Here is a 20640-nt window from a genome sequence, read left to right on the forward strand (position 1 = left end):
TCACCGCGCGGCGGCCGCGGACCGGGCGCCGGCCTCCACCGCCCGGAGGTAGACCTCCAGCGCCTGCGGGCCGGCGGGCACCCGGTCCGGGGCGGGGCCGGCCGCCGGGCGCACCCGGTCGCGCATGCCCTGGCCGGCGTTCCGCGCGACCTGCACAGCGGTGCGCACGGCGCCCGGTCGCACGGCGCGCGAGACGAGCCGGGGCACGGAGGCGTCGCTGCGGTGCGCTGCCACCGGCCAGAGCCGGTCGACCGCGTCCAGGAGCGCACCCAGCGGCGCCGACGTCCCGAGCCTGCGGTGGACCTCGTCCGGCACCGGGGTCCCGAGCGTGGCCACCGACCTGCGCAGCGCGAGCGAGACCTGGGCCTGGGCGCCCCACTGCACGGCGCGGTCCGCCACGACCCCCCAGTCCTCCACCTGCCGGGCGAGCTGGTCGACGTCGAGCATCCACGCGAGCCGGTTCGCGCCGGCGAGGGCGGCGTGCAGGGCGACGTGGACGAGGGAGTCGGCCCCGTCCATCGTCCACGCCCGCGCGAGCCCGATGCGCACCTGCCGGCGCCGGGCCAGCAGCTCGTCGGTGGGGATGGTGAACAGCCGCCGCCGTGAGCGCATGTTGACCATGGCCCAGTGGAGGTCCACGGGGATGCCCGCGGGGGTGAACCAGTGCATCTCACCGGGGACCTCGGGGTTGCGGAGCATGTCCTCGTAGTCCCCGACCTCCCAGCCGGCGGCGAGGAGCGCCGCGCTCACCCGGCGCAGGTCCTGCGGGGCGACGAGCAGGTCGAGGTCGCCGTAGGGCCGCAGGCCGGGGACCGGGTGGGCGAGCTCGGAGAGCACCGGGCCCTTGAATACGACCCACGGCACTCCCCCGAGGAGCTCACCGACCTGCCCGAGGAGCATCCCGGCCCGGATGTGGAGGGACTTGGCGACGTCGCGGTCGGGGCGCAGCAGCTCGGCGGCCCGGGGGGCCTGCTCACGGAGCCTGACGTGCGTGAGCGGGGAGATCCGGTGGTGCCGGGCCGCCCGGACGAGCGCGGCGTCCGGCACGTCGGCAGCACGGCCACCGACCTCGTCGCGGCACACCGCGACGAGCAGCTCGGAGACGGCGCGCTCGCCGGCCCTGGTCCCGTCCATCCTCGTCCCGTCCTCGTCGCCGCGTGGTCAGGGCGAGCGTAGCGACGCGGCGGTGCCGGGGACGCCGATTCGCCGCCTCCACGAGGTCGCCCCGCGCGGGGGGTGAGAGGCCGGGTGACAGTACCCGTCCCAGCTGGTCACCCCGGCTTCACCCAGGTTCTCGGGCCCAGGGCATCCTCCTACAGGGGTCGCCGACCCTAGGCTCGGTCCCACGTCAGCGGCACCCCCCGTTCCGCTGTCGGAGCCGGCCCCCACGAGGGTGCCGTGCACACCGTGACGAAGGAGGCTCCATGTACGAAGCGCCACGCATGACCGAGGTGGGAAGCGTCCACGGCCTGACCCTGGGCAAGCTCGCCTGGGGTCCTCAGAAGGACAACCACATCTGGTGGGACGTCTGGGGCGACCCGGCCGACCCGAAGCCCCCGGTCGGCTCCCGCTGACCGCGACGCTTTCGGGGCGGGCCGGCCGGACCACGTGGTCCGGCCGGCCCGCCGGTACGTGCACCTTCGACGAGAGGCGTCCATGAGCACCCCGACGGCGCACGCGACGTTCACCCGGCTCACGCGGGCCGAGACGCACCTCGCCCTGCCGGCCGAGGGTCCGGTGGACGCGCCCCGTCACCCCACAAGCGGCACCGCCCGCCAGGTGCTCGAGTCCGTGCTCCTCGACGCCCTCACCACCTCCCCGTGCTACGTCCTCTTCTCCGGCGGCCGTGACTCCTCCGCCCTCCTCGCGCTGGCGACGCACGTCGCGCGCAGGCAGGGTCTGCCGGAGCCGGTCCCGGTCACCGTTCGCCACCCGGGCGTGCCGGAGGCCGACGAGACCTCCTGGCAGGACCTCGTCCTGGGGCACCTGCGCCTGCGCGAGCACGTCGTCCTGGAGTTCCGCGGCGAGCAGCGCCTCCTCGGCGAGGTCGCCACCGCCGCGCTGCTCCGGCACGGGCCGCTGTGGCCCGAGGCAGTCCAGCTGCAGGGAGCCGTCTACCGGCAGCTCGACGTCGGTGCCGTCGTCTCCGGGGAGGGCGGCGACCTGCTCCTCGACGGCCGGCGTGCCGGTGCCCTCCGCGACGCCCTCGCGATGACCCGGCCCCGGCGCCGGCACCTGCGTCGCGGGCTGCGGGCGGCCCGCCCCACCCACCTGCGCCGTCGTGAGCTGCGCCGGCACCGCTCCGACCTCACCCCGCCGTGGCTACGGCCCCCGGCCGCCGAGGCGTACCTGCGCCAGGTCCTCGCGATGAGCGCCGAGCCGCTGCGGTGGGACGCCGCGACCCGGGCCGGGCTGCGCGCCCGCCCGATGGTCGTGGCCATGGACAACTTCGAGGCCGGCATCGCGGAGTACGGCTCGCGGCCGGTCACCCCGTTCACCGACCTGCGCGTCGCCGACGCCCTCGCCGCGGAGGGCGGGCCCCTCGGGCTCGGGGACCGGACGGCGATCTTCCGCCGGCTCTTCCACGACGTCCTGCCCGACCGCGTCCTCGCCCGCCGTTCCAAGGCCTCGTTCAACTCCACCCGCTGGGGGCCGCAGGAGCGGGAGTTCGCCCACGGCTGGGACGGCAGCGGCCTCGACCCGGCGTGGGTCGACCCGGTGGCGCTGCGCGCGGCGTGGCTCGAGGAGGACCCCCACCCGGCGGCCGACTTCCTCCTCCACGTCGCCTGGGCGCACGCCCACGGCGTCCCGGTGTGGCCGGAGGGCTCGTCGTGAGGCCGCTCGGCACGGTCCGCACGCTCCTGCGGCGTCCGCCCCGCGCGTGGTTCCGGGCAGCACAGGCCGCCGCCCTCGCCGGGGTCGTCGAGGTCGGGCTGCGTACCGTGCGACTCCCCCGGCTCACGCGGCTGCTGGGCGTGCGCCTCGTCCTGGACGGAGCCGTCGGGCGGGTCGGTGACCCCGGTCTGGTACGGCTGTCCTCCTCCGAGGCGGAGCGCCTCGACGTCACCTGGCGGTTGTTGCGCCACCGGCCGTTCAACGGCACCTGCCTGCGCCGGGCGCTGCTCGGCGCCCACGCGCTGCGCCACCGCGACCACGCGGTCCGCATCGGGGTGCAGAAGGTCGCCGGGGAGGTCAAGGCGCACGCCTGGCTCGAGGTGGACGGGATCGTCATGGACCCGGACGGCATCGAGAGCTTCCGGTCGCTCACGGCGGGGGCACCCGCATGAGGCCCGAACCACCCCAGCGCCTCTACGGCCTCACCGTCGCGGCGGACTTCCCGCTCCACCAGCACCGCCCCGCGCCGGCCGGCGCCCGCGTCGACCTCACCGTGCTCGACGGCGAGCCGCTCGACGGGAACCACGGCACCCCCGCCGGGCAGGTCCTGCTCGACTTCGGGCAGGAGCCCGACCGGTGGTACACCGCGGTGCGCCGCCCCGACGCCTCCGTCCTCCTGCGCGTCCACGGCGTGTGCGACTTCGTCCTCGGCCCGGACCTCGCGGACGTCACCGTGCACCTCGTGCGCGGGACCGACCCCGGCATGCGCGCGATCATGACGACGGGCACGCTCCTCGCCCTGCAGCTCTACCTCCGGGGCAACGCGGTCCTCCACGCGAGCGCCGTCGAGCGCGACGGCACCGCCGTCGCCTTCCTCGGCCACTCCGGGATGGGCAAGAGCACCCTCGCCGCGCTCATGTGCGCCGACGGGGCGCGGGTCGTCAGCGACGACGTCGTCCCGGTCGCGGCGGGCAGCCGTCCCTGCGTGCCGCTCGGGGCCACCGAGCTCCGGCTGCGGCCGGGTGCCGAGGCGGTCACCGAGGCCATGGCGACGGGCAGCTACCGGGTACGCACGAGCGCCGACGACCGGACCGTCGTCGGCCTGCCCTCCCCGCAGACCGAGGACGTGCCCCTGGGCGCCGTGCTCATCCCCCGCCCCAACCGGGATGGCCGCCTGGAGATGGAGCGGCTGGACCCGAAGTCCGCGGCGTTCGCGATCATGAGCTTCCCGCGGCTCATGGGCTGGCGGGACCCCGCGGTCCTCGGTCAGGTCCTCGCCCACGCCTCCTGGCTCGCCAGGACGGTCCCGGTGCTCGTCGCCCACGTCCCCTGGGGACCCCCGTTCCGGGCGGACGTCGCCGAGACGATCTGGGCCGCCGTCGACCGGACTCCCGTCGCGGGCGCCTGAGTCACTCGCGGGCGGGGGCGTCGAGGTAGGCCGCCGCCTGCAGCCGGAACAGCTCTGCGTACATCCCGTCGCGGGCCATGAGCTCGGTGTGCGAGCCGGACTCCACCACCCGGCCCTCGTCGAGGACGTAGATGACGTCCGCCGAGCGCACCGAGGAGAAGCGGTGGGAGATGAAGACGGCCGTACGCCCGGCGAGCACGGCGCGCAGCGACTCGTACAGCCTGCTCTCGGCTCGCGGGTCCAGCGCTGCCGTGGGCTCGTCGAGGATCATGAGCTCGGCGTCGCGGTAGAAGGCGCGGGCGATCGCCACGCGCTGCCACTGGCCTCCCGACAGGTCGCGCCCACCCTTGAAGATCCGGGAGAGGACCGTGTCGTAGCCCTGGGGCAGGGCGGTGAGGAAGCCGGCGGCCCCGGAGCGCGCGGCGGCCTCGGCGACGCGCTCGTCGTCGGGCCCGTCGGCGTACCTGCCGAAGGCGATGTTCTCCCGGGCGGTGAAGGCGTAGCGGACGAAGTCCTGGAAGATCACCGCGACCCGCTCGCGCACCGAGACACGGGAGTACTCCCGGGTGTCGCGGCCGTCCCACCGCACGGCCCCGTCCGTGGGGTCGTACAGCCCGGCGAGGATCTTGGCCAGGGTGGTCTTGCCCGAGCCGTTCTCCCCGACGAGCGCGACGACCTGGCCGCGCCTGATCCGCAGGTCGACCCCGCGCAGCGCCTCTGCCTCACTGCCCGGGTAGGTGAACCGCACGTCCTCGACGGAGATCTCCTCGAAGCCCTCCGGCGCGGGGGCACCGGCCTCCTCGTCCCGCGCCACCGTGCCCAGCGCCATGAACTCGTCGACGTCGTGGAGGAAGAGCCCCGCCTCGAAGATCGACTGCGTGCTCCGCAGGAGGGTCTGCACCTGGCCCTGGAGCATCCGGATCGCGACGATCGCGGCGCCGGCCTGCGCGACCGAGACCGCCCCGTCGCCGATGAGCCGCACGAGGACGAGCAGGGTCCCGGTGAGCACGACCGCCGAGCCGAGGTTGCCCATGGTGCTCAGGGTCAGCCGGCGCCGCAGGTGACGGGCGAGGTCGGCGAGGTAGGCCGCGTAGAGCTCGTCGAACCGCGCACGCAACGGCCGCCCGAGGTCGAAGGCCCGGACCTCCTTCGCCTCCTCCCGGGTGGTGAGGAGGTAGCTGAGGTAGGCGCGCCGCCGCTGGTGCGGCGTCTGGTCGACGGTGAAGCCGAACTCCAGGCGGCTCTCCCGCCGGTTGGTGAGGATCAGCGGCAGCCCGCCGAGGAGCAGCAGCGGCAGGAGGACCGGATGGATCCCCACGAGGACCGCGCCGACGCCGACCGTGGCGGTCAGTCCCCCGACGATCCCGAGGAGCGCCTGGGTCACCTGGAAGGGCCGGCTCGTGGCCGCCGCCTCGACCCGCTGGAGCCGGTCGTAGAAGGCCGCCGACTCGAAGTAGCGCAGGGACACGCCCGTCGCGGCGTCCAGCACGTCCTGGTAGGTGCGGCGCGCCACCGACTCCCCGAGGTACCGGCTGAACCTGCCGCGGACGGCGTCCAGGAGCGTGGCCAGCGCCATGAGCCCGGCGAGGCCGAGCGTGGCGAGGAGGAGCGAGGTCGGCACCCCGTCGCCCGGTCCCAGGGTGAGGACGGCGGAGAGGAACGACTCGACGATGAGCACCTGGCCCGCGAGCACGAGCGCGGCCAGGACCTGCACGACGAGCAGGCCGAGGAAGAGGGACCGTCCGGCGCCCCACACGAGCTGGGTGGAGCGGCGCAGGAGCCGCCACAGCCGTCCCACGGACCGTCGCTGGTTCCGGCTCTCGATCTGCAGGTCGAGCGGGTCGAGCGGCTCGCCGGCCTCCTCGCTCACCGCCGGGTCACCGCAGCAGGCCCTTGTCACGCAGGTCGGTGACGAAGGAGCGGGCGTCCGCCTCGGCGGTCTCACGCGGGATGCCGAACTCCTCGACGAGCGCGTCCGCGAGCTCGTCGAGCGAGCGCTCCTCGGTGAGCAGCCGCGTCAGGGTGGCGCCGGCGACGTTCGTCGTGAGGTAGACGGACCTGGCCGTGTCGAGGACGACGAGCTCGCCGTCGATCTCCTGCCAGGTGATGTCCTCGCTCCGCAGCTGCACGTGCGCTCCCTCGTCCTCGCGGCCCGGCAGTGCGCGGGGCGGCCGCTCGTCAGCCTACTGGCGCCCGCCCTCCCGGGAGGGCGGTTTGCTGCGGGGGCCGACGACGGACGAGGCCCGCCGCCCCGGGTGGGGGCAGCGGGCCTCGTCTGTGTCGGCGCGCCTGGTGAGGGCGCCGTCGCGGACCGGGCACACGGTGGTGGGCCCGGCCCGACGTCACTTGCTCTCGGCGTCCTCGGCGGGGGCCTCGGTGGTCTCCTCGGCGGCGGCCTCCTCGGCCTCCTCGGCCGGCGTCTCCTCGACGACGGTCTCCTCGGTGACCTCGGCCTCGACGGCCGGGGCGGCCGCGGCGCGCGCGGTGGCCTTCTCGGCCTCGCGGACGGTGGCCTGCTTCGGGCTCACCGGCTCCATGACGAGCTCGATGACCGCCATGGGGGCGTTGTCGCCCTTGCGCGGCGCCGTCTTGGTGATCCGGGTGTAGCCACCCTGACGCTCGGCCATCGCCGGGGCGATCTCGGTGAAGAGCTCGTGGACGACGCTCTTGTCCTTGACCGTCGTCATGACCTTGCGGCGGGCGTGCAGGTCACCACGCTTGCCGAGGGTGATGAGCTTCTCCACGACGGGACGCAGGCGCTTGGCGCGGTGCTCCGTCGTCGTGATGGCGCGGTGCTCGAGCAGCGCGGTGGCGAGGTTCGCCAGCATGTGACGCTCGTGGGCGGGGCTGCCACCAAGACGGGGGCCCTTGGGGGGAGTGGGCATGATCTCTCCTGTAGTCGTTCGTTGGTGGCGTCAGTCGCGCGGGTCGCTGAACTCGACGTCGCCCTCGTAGGAGGGCTCGTCCACGGCGTTGATGTCGAAGTCGATCGGGCTGTCCTTGAGGCTCAGGCCGAGGCCGGCGAGCTTCTCGCGGATCTCCGTGATCGACTTCGAGCCGAAGTTGCGGATGTCGAGGAGGTCGGCCTCGCTGCGCGCGACGAGCTCCCCGACGGAGTGGATGCCCTCGCGCTTGAGGCAGTTGTACGAGCGCGACTGCAGCCCGAGCTCCTCGATCGGAAGGGCGAGGTCGGCGGCGAGGGCGGCGTCGGTCGGCGAGGGGCCGATCTCGATGCCCTCGGCCTCGACGTTGAGCTCACGGGCCAGGCCGAAGAGCTCGACGAGGGTCTTGCCGGCGGAGGCGAGGGCATCCCGCGGGCTGATCGCGCTCTTCGTCTCGACGTCGACGATGAGCTTGTCGAAGTCGGTGCGCTGCTCGACTCGGGTGGCCTCGACCTTGTAGGTCACCTTGAGGACCGGGGAGTAGATCGAGTCGACCGGAACGCGCCCGATCTCGGAGTCGAGGCTCTTGTTCTGAGCGGCGGACACGTAGCCACGCCCGCGCTCGACCGTGAGCTCGACCTCGAGCTTGCCCTTGGAGTTGAGCGTCGCCAGGTGGAGGTCGGGGTTGTGCACCTCGACACCGGCCGGCGGGGTGATGTCACCGGCGGTGACGACACCCGGGCCCTGCTTGCGCAGGTACATGACGACCGGCTCGTCGTGCTCCGAGGAGACGACGATGTTCTTGATGTTGAGGATGATCTCGGTGACATCCTCCTTGACCCCGGGGACGGTCGAGAACTCGTGGAGCACACCGTCGATTCGGATGCTCGTGACCGCAGCACCGGGGATCGAGGAGAGCAGGGTCCGACGCAGGGAGTTGCCGAGGGTGTAGCCGAAGCCCGGCTCGAGCGGCTCGAGAGCGAACCGGGAGCGCGTGGGGGAGACGACCTCTTCGGTCAGGGCGGGGCGCTGTGCGATGAGCACGATGTGTTCCTTTCAGCAGGCATCCGCTATATGACGCCGTGCAGGGCACCCGCCGGTCATCGGTCCGACCGGCGGGGTGGAGCGAGAGAGCACCGGCCGCACGCCGCGCGAGGCGGCGTGCGGCGCGGACGACTCAGACGCGGCGACGCTTCGGGGGACGGCAGCCGTTGTGGGCCTGGGGCGTGACGTCCTGGATCGAGCCGACCTCGAGGCCGGCGGCCGTGAGGGAGCGGATCGCGGTCTCACGACCGGAGCCGGGGCCCTTGACGAAGACGTCGACCTTCTTCATGCCGTGCTCCTGGGCGCGGCGCGCCGCGGCCTCGGCAGCCATCTGGGCGGCGAAGGGCGTCGACTTGCGCGAGCCCTTGAAGCCGACCTGGCCGGAGGAGGCCCAGGCGATGACCGCACCGCTCGGGTCGGTGAGGGTGACGATCGTGTTGTTGAACGTGCTCTTGATGTACGCGTGGCCGTGCGTGACGTTCTTGCGCTGGCTGCGACGCGGCTTGCGCGCCGCGGACGAGGCCTGGCGGGTCTTGGGGGGCATGTGGTGCTTCTCTCCTGGTCGTCGGACCGGGGCACGCGGCGCGGGGCGCCGTGTCGTGCGACCGGACTACTTCTTAGCGGGCCTTCTTCTTGCCGGCCACCGTGCGCTTGGGGCCCTTGCGGGTGCGCGCGTTGGTCTTGGTGCGCTGACCGCGGACCGGCAGACCGCGGCGGTGGCGAAGGCCCTGGTAGGACCCGATCTCGACCTTGCGGCGGATGTCGGCCTGGACCTCGCGGCGCAGGTCTCCTTCGACCTTGAAGTTGCCCTCGATGTAGTCACGCAGGGCGACGAGGTCGCTGTCCGTCATGTCCTTGACGCGCAGGTCCGGGCTCACGCCCGTGGCCTCCAGCGCCAGCTTGGCGCGGGTGCGACCGACGCCGTAGATGTAGGTGAGCGCGATCTCGAGCCGCTTTTCGCGGGGGAGGTCGACGCCGACGAGTCGTGCCAACTTGTGCTCCTCATGCTGCTCGGAGGTCCTCCGCACCACCCTCCCGTCCGAGCCGGACGGGCCCCGGCCTCCGAACCGGGGGTTGCACGCTGTGCTGGTGGTACGTCTGGCGGCAGGTCGCCGCCGTCGTCAGGTCAGCCCTGACGCTGCTTGTGCCGAACGTTCGTGCAGATGACCATCACGCGGCCGTGCCGCCGGATGACCTTGCAGTTGTCGCAGATCCTCTTGACGCTGGGCTTGACCTTCATGTCATTCCTCCGCCGCCGTCGACGCACACGTCGGGACGGCGATGCAGTTGTGTCGGGTGATTACTTGTAGCGGTAGACGATGCGACCCCGGGTGAGGTCGTACGGGCTCAGCTCGACGACGACCCGGTCCTCCGGAAGGATCCGGATGTAGTTCTGACGCATCTTGCCCGAGATGTGCGCGAGCACCTTGTGGCCGTTGCTCAGCTCCACCCGGAACATCGCGTTGGGCAGTGCCTCGACGACACTGCCCTCGATCTCGATGACGCCGTCCTTCTTCGCCATGTCCTCCGCTAACTCTTCTCTCCTGCATGGCCACCGCGTCTCGGCGGTGGGGCGCACCCCATGAGCCCCACTCGTCTGCTTCCGGGCAGAGTTGTGGGCAGGCACGCTCGTCCAGCGCTCCATCATACGACATCGGGCACCTGCCCGTGTCCATGACCTCACTCACAGCGCTGCGCCTGCGCCGGGCCACGAGCCTACCCGGACGACAGGTGCGGGCGGGGCCCCGAAGGACCCCGCCCGCGGACGTGCCTGCGCTGCCGCTCCCCGCCCCGGCGCCGATCACAAGCGCCAGGGCGGTCCCACGGACCGGCACGTCCCGTGCGCCCCGCCGGCGGGCGAACCGGCGGGACACGTCTCAGGGGCCGGGCACCCGGCCTGCCACCGTCCGGCGGCGTGCGACGAGCACGGCCGCCCCCAGCCCTGCGACGAGCGCCGCGAGGCCGGCGAGCACCCGGACCTCGGCGCCCGTCGTGGGCAGGTCCGTGGTGCCGCTGGTCCCGCTCGCCGGCGGCTGCGGTGGCAGCACGACCGGGGCGGCCGTCGACTCCTCCGGTGGGTCGGTGGGCATGTCCCCGCCGATCTCGAGGAGGACGTCGAAGGACGCCTCCCGTGGCCCGACGTTCGCCCGGTTGCCCGAGGTCGCGTCGGCCGGCAGTGCGTAGCTCAGCGTGATCGCCAGCTCCTCGTCCTTGGCGAGCTCCTGCTCGAGGATCGCGGTGACACCGTCCGTGCCGAGGTCGGTGAGCGATGCCGAGCCGCTCCCCCACCCGACGACGAGGTCGTCGTAGAAGCTGCCGAGGTCCTCCCCCGTCGCGTGGTGGGTGTCCGGGGTGTCGGGGTCGAGGAGCTCGACGTCGACGATGCTCGCCCGCAGGAGCCCCGCCGTCGGTCCGTCGTTGCGGACCAGCAGCGTGCGGGAGGTGGAGTCCCCGGGGACGGTGACCGGGGTGCCGAGGAAGCTCTCGACGGTCACCCCGGAGTAGGTCCGCCCGTCCCAGGACAGGTGGACGGCCTCGTCGAAGTAGACGTCCGCGTGGGCTGCCGCCCCTGCGCCGCTCAGGACGAGGGTGAGGGCCGCGGTCGTCGCCGCCCGTCGGGCTCGTGTCGTGCTCACGGCTCCTCCCCAGGTCGGAACGTCGTGTAGGTGAGGGTGATCTCGTGGTCGGGCTCGGCGGCCGGGTCGAGGCCGGCGACGAGGACGGCGTTCCACGAGTCCTCGTCGGTGACCTGCCGGCCGTCGGGCGACGTCGCCGTGACCGTGGCGGTGTTCTCGTACTCCCCGGTGACGGGCGGGCCGTCGTAGGCGGCGTACACGCACCAGTACTCGGTGACCGGCGTCGTCGTCGTGGAGTAGGTGGCGGGCACCGGGGTGGAGTCCCACGGCCCGGCGGGGTGGGGGTCGCCGGGGGCCAGGGCGTCGGTGCTGCAGGCAGCGGCCGTGTCGACCCGGAAGACGGCGACGTCCGCGGCTCCCAGGAGGTTGCCGCCCCAGTCCTGCGGGGGCGTGAGCACGTAGTGCAGCCCCTTGTTGCCCTGGCTGACGCTGTCGACCTGGATCGGCACGGCGACCTCCCCGTCCCGGGCGAGCGCCGCCGCGGCCTCGGGACCGACGACGAACGTCGCGGTCCCGGCGGGCGTGGGCGTCGTGGCGCCCGGGGCGCCGACGGCGAAGAGCTCGTACCCGTCGGCGACGGCGCCGGTGACCCGCTCGGAGTCACCCCACAGCGCGAGGGAGACCCCGCCGATACCGACGGCGCCACCGGCGAGGGCGACTGCGGTGACCGCGAGCGTGCGTCGTGCGCGCCTGCTGGTCCTCATGAGGTGAACCCCTCTCCGGAGCGGACCTGGTCGAGGTCCAGCACGATCGCGCCGAGGTCGGTGACCTGGGCGGGGGCGCCCGGACCGAACCGGTCCGCGGTGCCGGGGAAACCGAGCGTCACCTCGAGGGTGAACTCGTCGGCGCGACCGTCGTCGTCGGCGTCGAGCGTGGGCAGCGTCGCGGCGGTCCCGAGCGGGACGTCGGCGACGAGCGCGTCGCCCGCGCCGTCGCGCACCGTGTAGGTCGCGGTGGCTCCGGCCGGCAGCTGGGGGCCCTGCTCCCACGCCACGCTCAGCCGGCCGAGCATGTTGTCGCCGGTGAGGTCGGTGGTGAAGCGCTGGTGCGCGGCGAGCGTGTCGCCGGGGCGCACGAGGAAGGCGGCCGGGTCGATGGTGCGCGGGGCGCCCGCGACGTCCGGCGAGGTCTCCTGCCACACGGTCGGGTCGAGGAGCTCGAGGTCGAGGTCCCCGGCGACGATCGTGCCGAGGGGGGTGGCGGCGTCTGCGGACCAGAGGGCGGCGGTGCCGCCGGCCCCGGCGACACCGGCGAGGAAGGCCGCGGCGAGGACCAGGGGTCCGGCGCCGCGCCGGCGTCGGCGTCTGCGAGGTGGGGGGTTCATGATTCTCCCTTGGTGATCTGTCCTGCGCCGCGTCGGCGGCCGGCAAGAGAGTCGGAGATGAAGAGGTAGGCGCCGTACCCGATGAGGAGGGCGGCGACGCCGGTGACGACGAGCCCGCGGTGGGGCCCGGCGGCGTCGGCCACGTGGCCGACGAGGGGGACGTGGTAGGCGACGCGGCCCATGACCTGCTCGTGCACGATCGGCTCGTCGTCCGCGCCGTTGGCGTCGCCGCGGGTGACGTATCGGGTCTCGGAGCCGAGCTCGATCCCCACGACGCGGTGGGTGATGAGCGCGGGGTCGTCGGGGACCGGCTGGAAGGTCACGACGTCGCCCACGTCGTAACGCTCGGCCGGCACGGAGACGACGACGTCGCCCGGGGAGTAGGTCGGCTCCATCGAGCCGGTGAGGACCGTGAGGGCGGCACCACCGAGCAGCCGCGGCACGACGGCGACGGCGAGCACGAGGAGGAGGAGCGCGAGGACGAGCACGAGGTTGAGACCGCGGAGCACCGCGCGCCGGAAGGCGCGGGCCTCGGCCGGGGCCTCGGTCGACTCGGCCGGGGCCGGGGCCTCGGTCGGCGTCGTCGTCAGCGTGTTCATCGTTCCTCCTCTCGGGTGGTGGTGCCGGTGGTGCCGGGCGGGGGCGCGTCCTCGGGGGGCGAGCGCACCCCCACCCGGGTCCTGGGGGTGCGTCAGAAACCGCCGCCGACGCCGGCGTCGCGGACCTGCGACAGGGTGGCGCTGAAGTCGGCCATGACGGCGTTCGCGCGGACGAGGTCCTGGTCGGCGACGTCCTCGTCGAAGGTGACCTCGACGACGAGGGAGACGTTCGGGTCGGTGCCGAGGTCGGCGGGCAGCGTCGGGAGGGCCGCGACGTTGTTGCTGTTGTCGGCCGAGGCGAAGAGCACGCCCTCGGCGTCGCTCAGGTCGCCGGTCTCGACGACGGTGCCGCCGGACAGGACGGTGTAGGTGGCGTGCTCGGCGAGCTCGGCGAGGAGGGCGCCCTGGGCGCTGAGGTCGTCGAGGGAGAGCCGGGCGACCATGTTGTCGCCCTCGAGGGCGGCCCGGAAGCCGAAGGTGCCCTGGACCGTGTCGCCCGGGACGATGCGGAAGGTGTCGAGGTCGATCGCGTGGCCGGCGTCGGTGCGGTCGGCCGAGACGTCCTTCCACTGCGCGGCGACGGCCTCGACGTCGAGGTTTCCGGCGGTGATGGTGCCGCCGTCGACGGGAGCGCTGTCGCTCCAGAGGGCGAAGGTCGCCCCGCCGAGGAGGAGGGCTGCGCCGGCGGCGCCGGCGACGACGCCGGTGGTCTTCTTGTTCATCGTGATCTCCTTGTGTGGGGGTGGGGTGGCCACGGCTCTCGACCAGTGGTCGCGCCGGCGCCGTGGACCGGGCTTCGCCCGGTAGTTCTGGGGCCCGTCCTAGGGCCGCGGCGTCAGCGCCGCGGACCCCGTGCAGACCATGTGCTCGCCGACCTCGAGTCGGGTCCGCGGGCAGGTGACGTCGACCGTGGGTCGGTCGACGACGACGATGTCGAGCAGCGCCGTCCGTCCGGTGTTGCGGACCGTGTAGGTCCACGTGACGGTCGCGCCGTCGGTGAGTGTCGTGCCGGGCGCCAGCTCGGCGGCGCCGCCGAGCTGCGCGGCCGTCGGCACGTCCCAGGCCCGCTTGACGATCTCGACGCCGGGCTCGCGGGTCTGGACGTTGGTGAAGGTGCAGCTGACGTCGTCGCCGACGGTGACGTCGAGGGTGAGGGCGGCGCCGTCGCGGGTGGCGGGGCGCGGCACGCCGTTGGCCGTGCAGCTGACATCGGCGAGCGACCATCCGGCGGCCTGCTGGTCCGCGGTCATCCGCTCCTCGATCCGCACCGCCGCAGTGGCGGCGTCGGGGCTGGAGAAGCGCACGGCGTACTCCAGCGTCCCGGTGGAGCCGGTGACCCGCGGGCCGGAGGGCGTGAGGGCACCGTTCGACGTCGTCGCAGCGAAGGTCCAGCCGGCGGCCGGGGCCGCCGTCCCGCCGTAGGGCTGGGCGACCTTCTCCACGCTGACGGTCGCCTGGCAGGTGGCGCCCTTCGCAAGGTTCTCCAGGAGCGGGGCGAGCTGACGCCAGCCCGTCTGGAAGTAGTCGGCGCTGTTCGCCGACGCGCCGGGGGCGTGCCCGCTCGGCCCGGAGACCGCGCGGAGGTTGGCGGCGTCGCCGCCGATGCCGCCGCCGACGCCGACGGCGAGCACCCGGGTGCCCTTGGCCTTGAGCCCGTTGGCCGAGAAGATCGCCTGCTCGGTCTCGGAGAAGCGGGTGAAGCTGCCCGGGCCCGTCGCCGGGTTCCCGGAGTAGGTGGCCTGGCCGTCGGTGACGACGATGGCGAGGTCGAACTGCTGGCCGTTCTGCGCGACCTGGTGGATGCCGCGGTCCCAGTTCGTGCCGCCGCCGGCGCTGTAGGCGTTGATCCGGTCGCGGATGGTCGCGAGGTTGCCGTCGACGGGCAGCAGCGTCGGGTAGTTCTGGCCCGAGCTGCCGTTGGCCCGCGGGGCGGTCTCGGCGAAGGTGAAGAGCGCGATCCGGGAGCCGGTGCCCTGCAGCGCCTCGGCGAAGGCGATGGCCGAGGCCTTGAGGTCGCCGACCGCACCGGCGTTGGCGACGGAGCCGGAGAGGTCGAGGACGAGGGCGACGTCGAGGCCGGCCTCGCACGTCTGGGTGAGGCGGGGGTTGGCGCGGGAGGTCTGCCAGGTGCCGGCCGAGCCGGTCCGGGTCTCGCTGCTGCCGGCCGTCATGAACTGCGACCCGGCCCGGTACGTCGTCGCCGCGCGGAGCTGCTCGCCCGTGCGGAAGGCGTAGGTGGAGGCGACCTGCGAGCTCGCTCCGCCGGTGACGAGCGCCGGGTTGGTGTACCAGCCGGTGGGGGCCGAGTCCTGGACGACCCAGAACCTGCGGTCGTAGTTGGCCCCGCCGGGGGTCTCGTCCCAGCGCATGCAGAACCCCCACAAGAACTCGACGCACACCCGGGTCCCGGCCTGGGTCTCGGGGACGACGAACGAGCAGTCGCCGGCGCTGTCGGAGACGCACGAGGCCCAGCTCTCGTTCACCGGGCCGGCGGGGCTGGAGGAGCCGGTGTGCAGGCGCAGCCGCACGCCCTGGAGGCCTGCCACCGCCGATGTCGTCGAGCGGTCGCCCCCGACCTTGACGGTGATGACGGCGCTGTTCCCGGTGGGGGCGGGCACGGCGAGCGGCGCGAGAGCGGCCGGGGCGGCGACGCTGCTCGCCTCGGCCCGCTCGTTCGCGGCTGCCGGGGAGGGGGCCCCGGTCAGCGGGGCGGCAGGGGGCGCCGCGTCGACGGGGGCAGGAGCGCTCGGAGCGGGGGCGGCGGGTGCCGGCGCCTCGTCCTGGGGCGCGGGCGCGGCGTCGCCGTCGAGGACGAGGTCACCCTCGGCCGCGGGCGTGAGGACCTGTGCCGGCTCGACGAAGGTCGTGCTCGGCCCCCCGGCGACGTCCTCGTCGAGTCCGGTGGCGACCGAGGTCGTCGCGCTCGCGACGAGGCCGAGGCTGATGAGTGTCGTCACGGCGACGCGCCAAGTGCGCCGCCGGGTGCCGTCGTCGGCTCCGTGCTTCATGATCTGTGCTCCGCCCTGTGTGCTGATGACGTCAGCCCACCAGAACGCCCCGGCCGTCCGACCTTCCGCAGCGGGTGGCGACAAGATGATCGGCAGGCGTCGCCGGGGTTAGACCTCACGTGTCGCGCACCGCGCGGGGGTGAGCCGGGCGAGGAGCAGTGCCGGGCGCCCGCCGCCCCTTCCGCGCCATTCCGCTCAAAGGGGGAGGTGGCTCCTCCTTTCGTACCACTCACCCCCACTAAAGGAGGGTGAGTGGCGTGCTGTCGCCGCCCCCCTCCCGGCCCCCCTCGCCACCTCTGGGACGCCCCCTGGCGCCCGCGGACGCCCCCGACAGCACGCTCCTGGCCTCCGAAGGGGCGTCCCAGAGCGCGCGAGGTGTCCCGGAGGCGGCCGGAGGAGAACAGGGCGTCCCGGAGGAGGAGCGCGTCCAGCGTCCAGCGCGCATCGGTGCGTCGGCGACGCGTCTGGGACGCCCCTTCGCGGCTCGAAGGCCCCGCGCACGGGGTGTCCGCGGGCGCCGGGGGGTGTCCCAGAGGGGGTGGGAGTCGCCGGGGCTGCGGAAGGCGAGCTGCCTGGGGACAGCGCGGACGGGGCCGTCTTTCGACGACCCCGTCCGCCGGCCGTCACCGGGGCGGGACACTGCGATGCCGATCACTACACCGAGCGTCCCGTTGGCCGGATGGGCCGCCCGCGTCCCTACCTGCCGGGCGGTGCTGGCAGGGACACGGGGGTTCATGGGCGCCGGGCGGACCTGCCGCCCGGCGCCGTGCATCAGCTCTCCCTGCGCCTGCGCGTGGTGGCGAACGCGAGGCCACCGCCCGCGGAGAGCAGCACCGCGATGAGCACCGCCCCGGAGAGGTCCGTGCCGGTCGTCGGGAGCCCCGGCCGCGGCGGGGTGGTGTGCGTCGTCGTGCACGTGATGCACACGGGCGGCGGCGACCCGTCGCCGGTGACGACGTTGTGCAGCGTCACGCCCCAGGCGCCGCGGTCGACGACGACGCTGAAGGTCAGCGTCTCCGCCTCACCGAGCCGCGGGATGTCCCAGACGATGACGTCCCCGTCCCACTCGACGCTGCCGGTGCTCACCTCGACCGCTCCGACGGTCCGCGCGTTGCCGAGCACCCGGGTGAGGTCGTCGCGCACGACGAGGTCGACGGGGTCGCTCTCGCTCGTGGGCGTCGCGGTGATCGTGTAGGTGATCGTGTCACCCGGTCGCACCGTGCTCCCGGAGGCGGGGTCCGAGGTCTTCAGCAGCGTCCACGCCGGCTCGTCGGGCAGCTCCCCGCCGGGGGGCAGGCAGGCCCGGTCGACGGTCTCCTCACCCTGGACGGTGAGGATCGCGGCGTTGAGGAAGCCACCGCCCTCGGTGCCGTCCTCGCCGGTGCAGCGCCCGGCCGGGGTCCCGGCGACGCCCTCGGCGACCTCGGCGAGGACGGCGACGACGTAGGTGTGCGTCTCCCCGCCGGCGAGCACCCGGTCGGTGGCCAGGATGGTGGTCGGGTCGTCCGGCAGGCCGGTCCACTCGCCCGCCTCGTCCGTGCCCTCGAGCACCCAGTCCGCCTCGAGCGGCGTGATGCCCTCGCCGTACTCCAGGGTGTCGCTCAGGCTGTAGGCGGTGTCGTTCTCCTCGACGTTCTCGACGTCGATCGCGTAGGTCACCAGCCAGGTGCCGTCGTCCTGCAGGTCGGCGGACACCGCCCGCTTGTCGACCGAGACGCCGAGGCAGATCTCGACCGACGTCTGGTCGTCCTGACCGGTCTCCTGGAGCCAGGCGGTGTTGACGTGCTCGACGCACTCGCCCGGCTCCCCCTGGTGCTCGAGGGTGTAGGTGAAGAGGGTCGGCGTCCCCTCCTCGTTCCACTCCGCGGTACCCAGCACGACCGGGTTCGCGGGGTCGGTCTTGTCGTCGACGACGGTGACCGTCCGGTTCACCAGCTCCGGGTTCCAGTCCTCTGCCGTGATCTCCGCGGTGCCCGTGGCGCTGTTCGTGGGCGTCGGGAGCGTGTCCGGCCAGACCGCCGTGGCGGTGTTCGTGCCCGAGTAGCTGGGCTGCGTGACGAAGGTGCAGGTGTAGCTGAGGTCGAGGGAGCTGTTCCGGGCGACGAGCGCCCCGTTCGCGTCCGCGACCGTGCACACCGCTCCACCACCGACGTCGACGGTGTCGGTGACCTCAGCGGTGATGTCGAGCCACTGGTTGGGGTTGGTGAGCGTGATCGTGCCCTGCATCGCCCACTCCCCGTCCGTGCGGCCCGCCGGGGTCGCGGTGACGGCGTAGTCGACGAGCGCGATCCCGGTCACCGGGTCGGGCGTCACGGTGGTCGCGTCGACGTCCTTGGCGAGCTCCCACAGGTGGGTGCGGGCGAAGGAGTGGATGACGTTCTTCTCGACCGTGAGGTCGAGGCCGGCGCACAGGGTGACGTCCTCGGTGCTCTCCTCGGCCACCGCGAGCGGGCCCACCAGCGCCCCGACGCTGTTGGTCACCGTCGCCGTGTTGGGGAACTCCACGCACTCACCGGGCGTGCTCGGCCAGGTGAGCTCGTAGGTGAGCACGCGCTCACCGTCGACGGCGTCGAGCTCGTTGCCGCCGGGGAGGGTGGACAGGTCGAGCTCGGAGTCGGTGACCGTGACGAACCGGTCGGTCTCGGCGACGTCCGCGTCCGCGAAGTCGAACGCCGCGGTCCCCGTGGCCGTGCCGCTCGAGCCCGGGTAGGCGGCGGCGTCCCACGTGGCGGTGACGGTGTTCGTGCCCGTCGTCGTGGCCGTCGCGCTCGTGAACGAGCACGAGTAGGGCAGCGTCACCGAGCCGTCCGGCGGGACGGTGACGTCCGTACCGCCCGTGACGGTGCACTGCGCGCCGGCCGGGGTGCTCACCGCGTCGACGACGTCGACCCCGGTGACGGCGATGTCGTTCGGGTTCGTCACCGTGATCTCCCCGCCGAGCGTGAAGCCGCTGTCGGTGGGGCCGCTCGGGGTGACCGTGACGTCGTAGGTGAAGGTGCCGTCCTCGCCGGCGGGGACCTCGAGGCGGTCCTCCCGGGCGAGCTTCTCGATCTCCCAGTCCCAGTCCCGGTCGAGGGCGGGCGTCACCGTCTTCGTGACGACGAGGTCCTCGTAGTCCGGCGGGACCTCCGCGTTGCGGACGGTACAGCTCACCACCGCCAGCTGGGCGACGTCGACGGTGAACCCGAGGGCGCCCGTGTTCGTCACCGCGACCGAGTCACCACTCACGGTGTCGACACAGACGGCGTTCGCGCCGCCCACCTGCTCAAGCTCATACCCCGTCTGCTGGGTCTCGTTGACGGTGACGGAGCGGGCGGTGGTGCCGGTCTCGTAGGAGACCGCGAAGTTCACGGCGCTCGTGCTGTCGGTGGTCGCGGACGCCGGGGTGACGAGCGCCGTCGGGGTGCTGAAGGTCCAGCCGGCCCCGCCGGGCTGGAGCTCGCCCTCGGTGTCCCGGACCTCCTTGACGACGGTGAGCGTGCCTGCGCACTCCGCGCTCGCGATCTCCTGGAGCACGCTGCCCAGCTGGTCGAAGTCGGTGCGGTAGAAGTCCTCACCCTCGACGGGCCCGGAGACCAACGGGATCCGGATATCGGCGCCGGGGGCCTGGTCGGCCCCGATGCCCACGACGATCACCTCCGCACCGGACGCCTTGACGGCGTTGGCGGAGAGGATGGCCTCGTTGACCTCGGCGATGGTGGAGGCGTTGCCGGGACCCTGGCGGTCGCGGTGGAAGGTGGGCTCACCGTCGGTGAGGAACAGGACGACGTCGTAGTCGTCCGTGGACTCGGCGACCTGGTGGAAGCCGCGGTCCCAGTTCGTGCCGCCACCGCCGGAGGGCGGCTGCGCGAAGCCGTTGATCCGGTTGTTGATGACGTCCGCGCCCGCCGCCGTGGCGACGCTGGTGAGGGGAACCCCGCCGTTCGTCGCGCCCTGGGCGGGGGCGAGCGAGGCGAAGGTGTACAGCGCCACCCGGGAGGGGGTGCCGGTGAGGGCGTCGATGAAGCCGGTCGCGGCGGCCTTGTACTGGTTGAGCAGCGCGTTGTTCTCGGTCACCGAGTTCGACAGGTCGACGACCATCGCGAGGTCGAGGCCGCACTGGGGCGCCACCCGGTTGTTGGGCCGCACGCTCGCGACGGTGGGCTCGGTGACGGTGCTGTTGAACGCCAGCGGGAGCTCCACCGTCCGCTGGGCGACGGGGTCGCTGGCAGAGATGAGACCGCTGGCGAAGATGTACTCCTGGCCGGCGTCGGGCCCCCAGCGCTCCGGGGCGACCCACCCGGCGGGCGCTGCGGTCTGCGCGGCGTAGAAGACGTCGCCGCCGTTGATCGCGCCGACGAGGTCGACGAACAGCCCGCACTCGCCGGTCGCGTCGGTGGTGCAGGTGCCGACGGACACGCCGGTCGGCGTGCCGCCGGGGCCCGGGAGCGCGGTCACCCGGTAGATCTCGAAGGTGACGTCTGCCAGGGGGGTGGCTGAGGAGCTCGTGGGTCCGGACCCGGTCCGGTCCCCGCCCGCGCGCACGATGATCTTGGCCTGGTTCGCACCGGGGTCACCGGGAGGGACCTCCAGCGGCACGACGGTGTCGCGAGGGACGGGACCCGAGCTCAGCCGGGCGACGGGTAAGGAGGCCGCCGTGTCCTGGACCTCCGGGGCGTCGGTCTCCTCGGCGGGCGACTCCTCGGCGGGCGGCTCCTCGACGACCGGGACACCGGTCGTCTCCTCGGTGGCAGGGGCATCGGCCGTCTCCGCGGGCGTCGCGGCCGGCTCGGTGGGGGTGGGCGCCGGCTCGGCGGGGGCCGTCGCGACGACCTCGGGAACGTCGCCCGCCGTGGCCTCCTCGGTGAGCGCGAGGGAGGCGCTGCCCGTGAGCACGAGCGCGAGGCTGGTCAGCCCGACCAGCG

At 73.6% G+C, this 20640-nt stretch carries 20 protein-coding genes; 4 read left to right on the forward strand and 16 right to left on the reverse strand.

Annotated features, from left to right (window positions below):
- On the reverse strand, nt 1–1134 hold the full coding sequence (locus FE251_RS13045) for a nucleotidyltransferase domain-containing protein (protein ID WP_139071100.1): 1134 nt from the start codon (nt 1132–1134) through the stop codon (nt 1–3).
- A 290-nt stretch (nt 1135–1424) separates the two neighbouring features.
- On the opposite strand from FE251_RS13045, the gene FE251_RS13050 reads away from it, so the two are divergent.
- The 4 genes from FE251_RS13050 (at nt 1425) to FE251_RS13065 (ending at nt 4243) form a co-directional block, all read left to right on the forward strand.
- Nucleotides 1425–1574: a lasso RiPP family leader peptide-containing protein gene (locus FE251_RS13050; RefSeq protein WP_139071099.1), complete on the forward strand. Its 150-nt coding sequence runs from the start codon at nt 1425–1427 to the stop codon at nt 1572–1574.
- A gap of 82 nt (nt 1575–1656) precedes the next feature.
- Complete coding sequence (locus FE251_RS13055) at nt 1657–2835, forward strand: asparagine synthase-related protein (RefSeq protein ID WP_139949007.1); 1179 nt, start codon at nt 1657–1659, stop codon at nt 2833–2835.
- Complete coding sequence (locus FE251_RS13060; RefSeq protein WP_168202737.1) at nt 2832–3287, forward strand: lasso peptide biosynthesis B2 protein; 456 nt, start codon at nt 2832–2834, stop codon at nt 3285–3287. The genes FE251_RS13055 and FE251_RS13060 overlap by 4 nt, the downstream gene beginning before the upstream one ends.
- Nucleotides 3284–4243 (forward strand): phosphoenolpyruvate carboxykinase (ATP), encoded by a 960-nt coding sequence (locus tag FE251_RS13065; RefSeq protein ID WP_139949008.1) that lies wholly within the window; start codon nt 3284–3286, stop codon nt 4241–4243. The genes FE251_RS13060 and FE251_RS13065 overlap by 4 nt, the downstream gene beginning before the upstream one ends.
- A 1-nt stretch (nt 4244) precedes the next feature.
- Here FE251_RS13065 and FE251_RS13070 read toward each other — a convergent pair whose 3' ends face one another.
- From FE251_RS13070 to FE251_RS13140, 15 genes are all read right to left on the reverse strand, one after another.
- Entirely contained in the window at nt 4245–6113 is a 1869-nt protein-coding gene (locus FE251_RS13070; protein WP_230976432.1) for an ABC transporter ATP-binding protein, read from the reverse strand.
- Nucleotides 6114–6120: 7 nt separating this feature from the next.
- On the reverse strand, nt 6121–6372 hold the full coding sequence (locus tag FE251_RS13075) for a PqqD family protein (protein ID WP_139073191.1): 252 nt from the start codon (nt 6370–6372) through the stop codon (nt 6121–6123).
- Nucleotides 6373–6585: 213 nt separating this feature from the next.
- Entirely contained in the window at nt 6586–7128 is a 543-nt protein-coding gene (gene rplQ / locus FE251_RS13080; protein WP_139073190.1) for a 50S ribosomal protein L17, read from the reverse strand.
- 30 nt (nt 7129–7158) lie between these two features.
- Nucleotides 7159–8169, reverse strand: a complete 1011-nt coding sequence (locus tag FE251_RS13085; RefSeq protein WP_139073189.1) for a DNA-directed RNA polymerase subunit alpha — start codon at nt 8167–8169, stop codon at nt 7159–7161.
- Nucleotides 8170–8302: 133 nt separating this feature from the next.
- A complete protein-coding gene (gene rpsK, locus FE251_RS13090) occupies nt 8303–8713 on the reverse strand; it encodes a 30S ribosomal protein S11 (RefSeq protein WP_139073188.1) in 411 nt (136 codons plus the stop codon).
- A gap of 73 nt (nt 8714–8786) precedes the next feature.
- On the reverse strand, nt 8787–9161 hold the full coding sequence (rpsM, locus tag FE251_RS13095) for a 30S ribosomal protein S13 (protein ID WP_139073187.1): 375 nt from the start codon (nt 9159–9161) through the stop codon (nt 8787–8789).
- A gap of 134 nt (nt 9162–9295) precedes the next feature.
- A complete protein-coding gene (gene rpmJ, locus FE251_RS13100; protein ID WP_139073186.1) occupies nt 9296–9409 on the reverse strand; it encodes a 50S ribosomal protein L36 in 114 nt (37 codons plus the stop codon).
- 60 nt (nt 9410–9469) lie between these two features.
- Nucleotides 9470–9691 carry a translation initiation factor IF-1 gene (gene infA / locus FE251_RS13105; RefSeq protein ID WP_110851913.1) on the reverse strand — a complete coding sequence of 74 codons (222 nt, stop codon included), beginning with the start codon at nt 9689–9691 and terminating at the stop codon, nt 9470–9472.
- Nucleotides 9692–10046: 355 nt separating this feature from the next.
- Nucleotides 10047–10805 carry a hypothetical protein gene (locus FE251_RS13110; RefSeq protein WP_139949009.1) on the reverse strand — a complete coding sequence of 253 codons (759 nt, stop codon included), beginning with the start codon at nt 10803–10805 and terminating at the stop codon, nt 10047–10049.
- Nucleotides 10802–11509: a hypothetical protein gene (locus FE251_RS13115; protein ID WP_139949010.1), complete on the reverse strand. Its 708-nt coding sequence runs from the start codon at nt 11507–11509 to the stop codon at nt 10802–10804. Before FE251_RS13115 ends, FE251_RS13110 begins: the two co-directional genes overlap by 4 nt.
- Nucleotides 11506–12129, reverse strand: a complete 624-nt coding sequence (locus FE251_RS13120) for an alternate-type signal peptide domain-containing protein (RefSeq protein ID WP_139073183.1) — start codon at nt 12127–12129, stop codon at nt 11506–11508. The genes FE251_RS13115 and FE251_RS13120 overlap by 4 nt, the downstream gene beginning before the upstream one ends.
- Nucleotides 12126–12728, reverse strand: a complete 603-nt coding sequence (locus FE251_RS13125) for a signal peptidase I (RefSeq protein ID WP_139949011.1) — start codon at nt 12726–12728, stop codon at nt 12126–12128. Before FE251_RS13125 ends, FE251_RS13120 begins: the two co-directional genes overlap by 4 nt.
- Before the next feature lie 92 nt (nt 12729–12820).
- Nucleotides 12821–13450 (reverse strand): alternate-type signal peptide domain-containing protein, encoded by a 630-nt coding sequence (locus FE251_RS13130; RefSeq protein WP_139073182.1) that lies wholly within the window; start codon nt 13448–13450, stop codon nt 12821–12823.
- A gap of 99 nt (nt 13451–13549) precedes the next feature.
- On the reverse strand, nt 13550–15736 hold the full coding sequence (locus FE251_RS13135; protein WP_139949012.1) for a prealbumin-like fold domain-containing protein: 2187 nt from the start codon (nt 15734–15736) through the stop codon (nt 13550–13552).
- A 771-nt stretch (nt 15737–16507) separates the two neighbouring features.
- Nucleotides 16508–20611 (reverse strand): vWA domain-containing protein, encoded by a 4104-nt coding sequence (locus FE251_RS13140; RefSeq protein ID WP_139949013.1) that lies wholly within the window; start codon nt 20609–20611, stop codon nt 16508–16510.
- Nucleotides 20612–20640 lie beyond the last annotated feature (29 nt).

Origin of the sequence: Georgenia wutianyii (assembly GCF_006349365.1) — a bacterium.
Lineage (GTDB): Bacteria > Actinomycetota > Actinomycetes > Actinomycetales > Actinomycetaceae > Oceanitalea > Oceanitalea wutianyii.

Bases quoted from the DNA above. Each gene is read 5' to 3' on its own strand.
- rpsK (WP_139073188.1), bottom strand. From the start codon at position 8,713: ATGCCCCCCAAGACCCGCCAGGCCTCGTCCGCGGCGCGCAAGCCGCGT.
- FE251_RS13050 (WP_139071099.1), top strand. From the start codon at position 1,425: ATGTACGAAGCGCCACGCATGACCGAGGTGGGAAGCGTCCACGGCCTG.
- rplQ (WP_139073190.1), bottom strand. From the start codon at position 7,128: ATGCCCACTCCCCCCAAGGGCCCCCGTCTTGGTGGCAGCCCCGCCCAC.
- FE251_RS13115 (WP_139949010.1), bottom strand. From the start codon at position 11,509: ATGAGGACCAGCAGGCGCGCACGACGCACGCTCGCGGTCACCGCAGTC.
- FE251_RS13120 (WP_139073183.1), bottom strand. From the start codon at position 12,129: ATGAACCCCCCACCTCGCAGACGCCGACGCCGGCGCGGCGCCGGACCC.
- rpmJ (WP_139073186.1), bottom strand. From the start codon at position 9,409: ATGAAGGTCAAGCCCAGCGTCAAGAGGATCTGCGACAACTGCAAGGTC.
- FE251_RS13055 (WP_139949007.1), top strand. From the start codon at position 1,657: ATGAGCACCCCGACGGCGCACGCGACGTTCACCCGGCTCACGCGGGCC.
- FE251_RS13065 (WP_139949008.1), top strand. From the start codon at position 3,284: ATGAGGCCCGAACCACCCCAGCGCCTCTACGGCCTCACCGTCGCGGCG.
- FE251_RS13125 (WP_139949011.1), bottom strand. From the start codon at position 12,728: ATGAACACGCTGACGACGACGCCGACCGAGGCCCCGGCCCCGGCCGAG.
- infA (WP_110851913.1), bottom strand. From the start codon at position 9,691: ATGGCGAAGAAGGACGGCGTCATCGAGATCGAGGGCAGTGTCGTCGAG.
- FE251_RS13135 (WP_139949012.1), bottom strand. From the start codon at position 15,736: ATGAAGCACGGAGCCGACGACGGCACCCGGCGGCGCACTTGGCGCGTC.
- FE251_RS13045 (WP_139071100.1), bottom strand. From the start codon at position 1,134: ATGGACGGGACCAGGGCCGGCGAGCGCGCCGTCTCCGAGCTGCTCGTC.
- FE251_RS13130 (WP_139073182.1), bottom strand. From the start codon at position 13,450: ATGAACAAGAAGACCACCGGCGTCGTCGCCGGCGCCGCCGGCGCAGCC.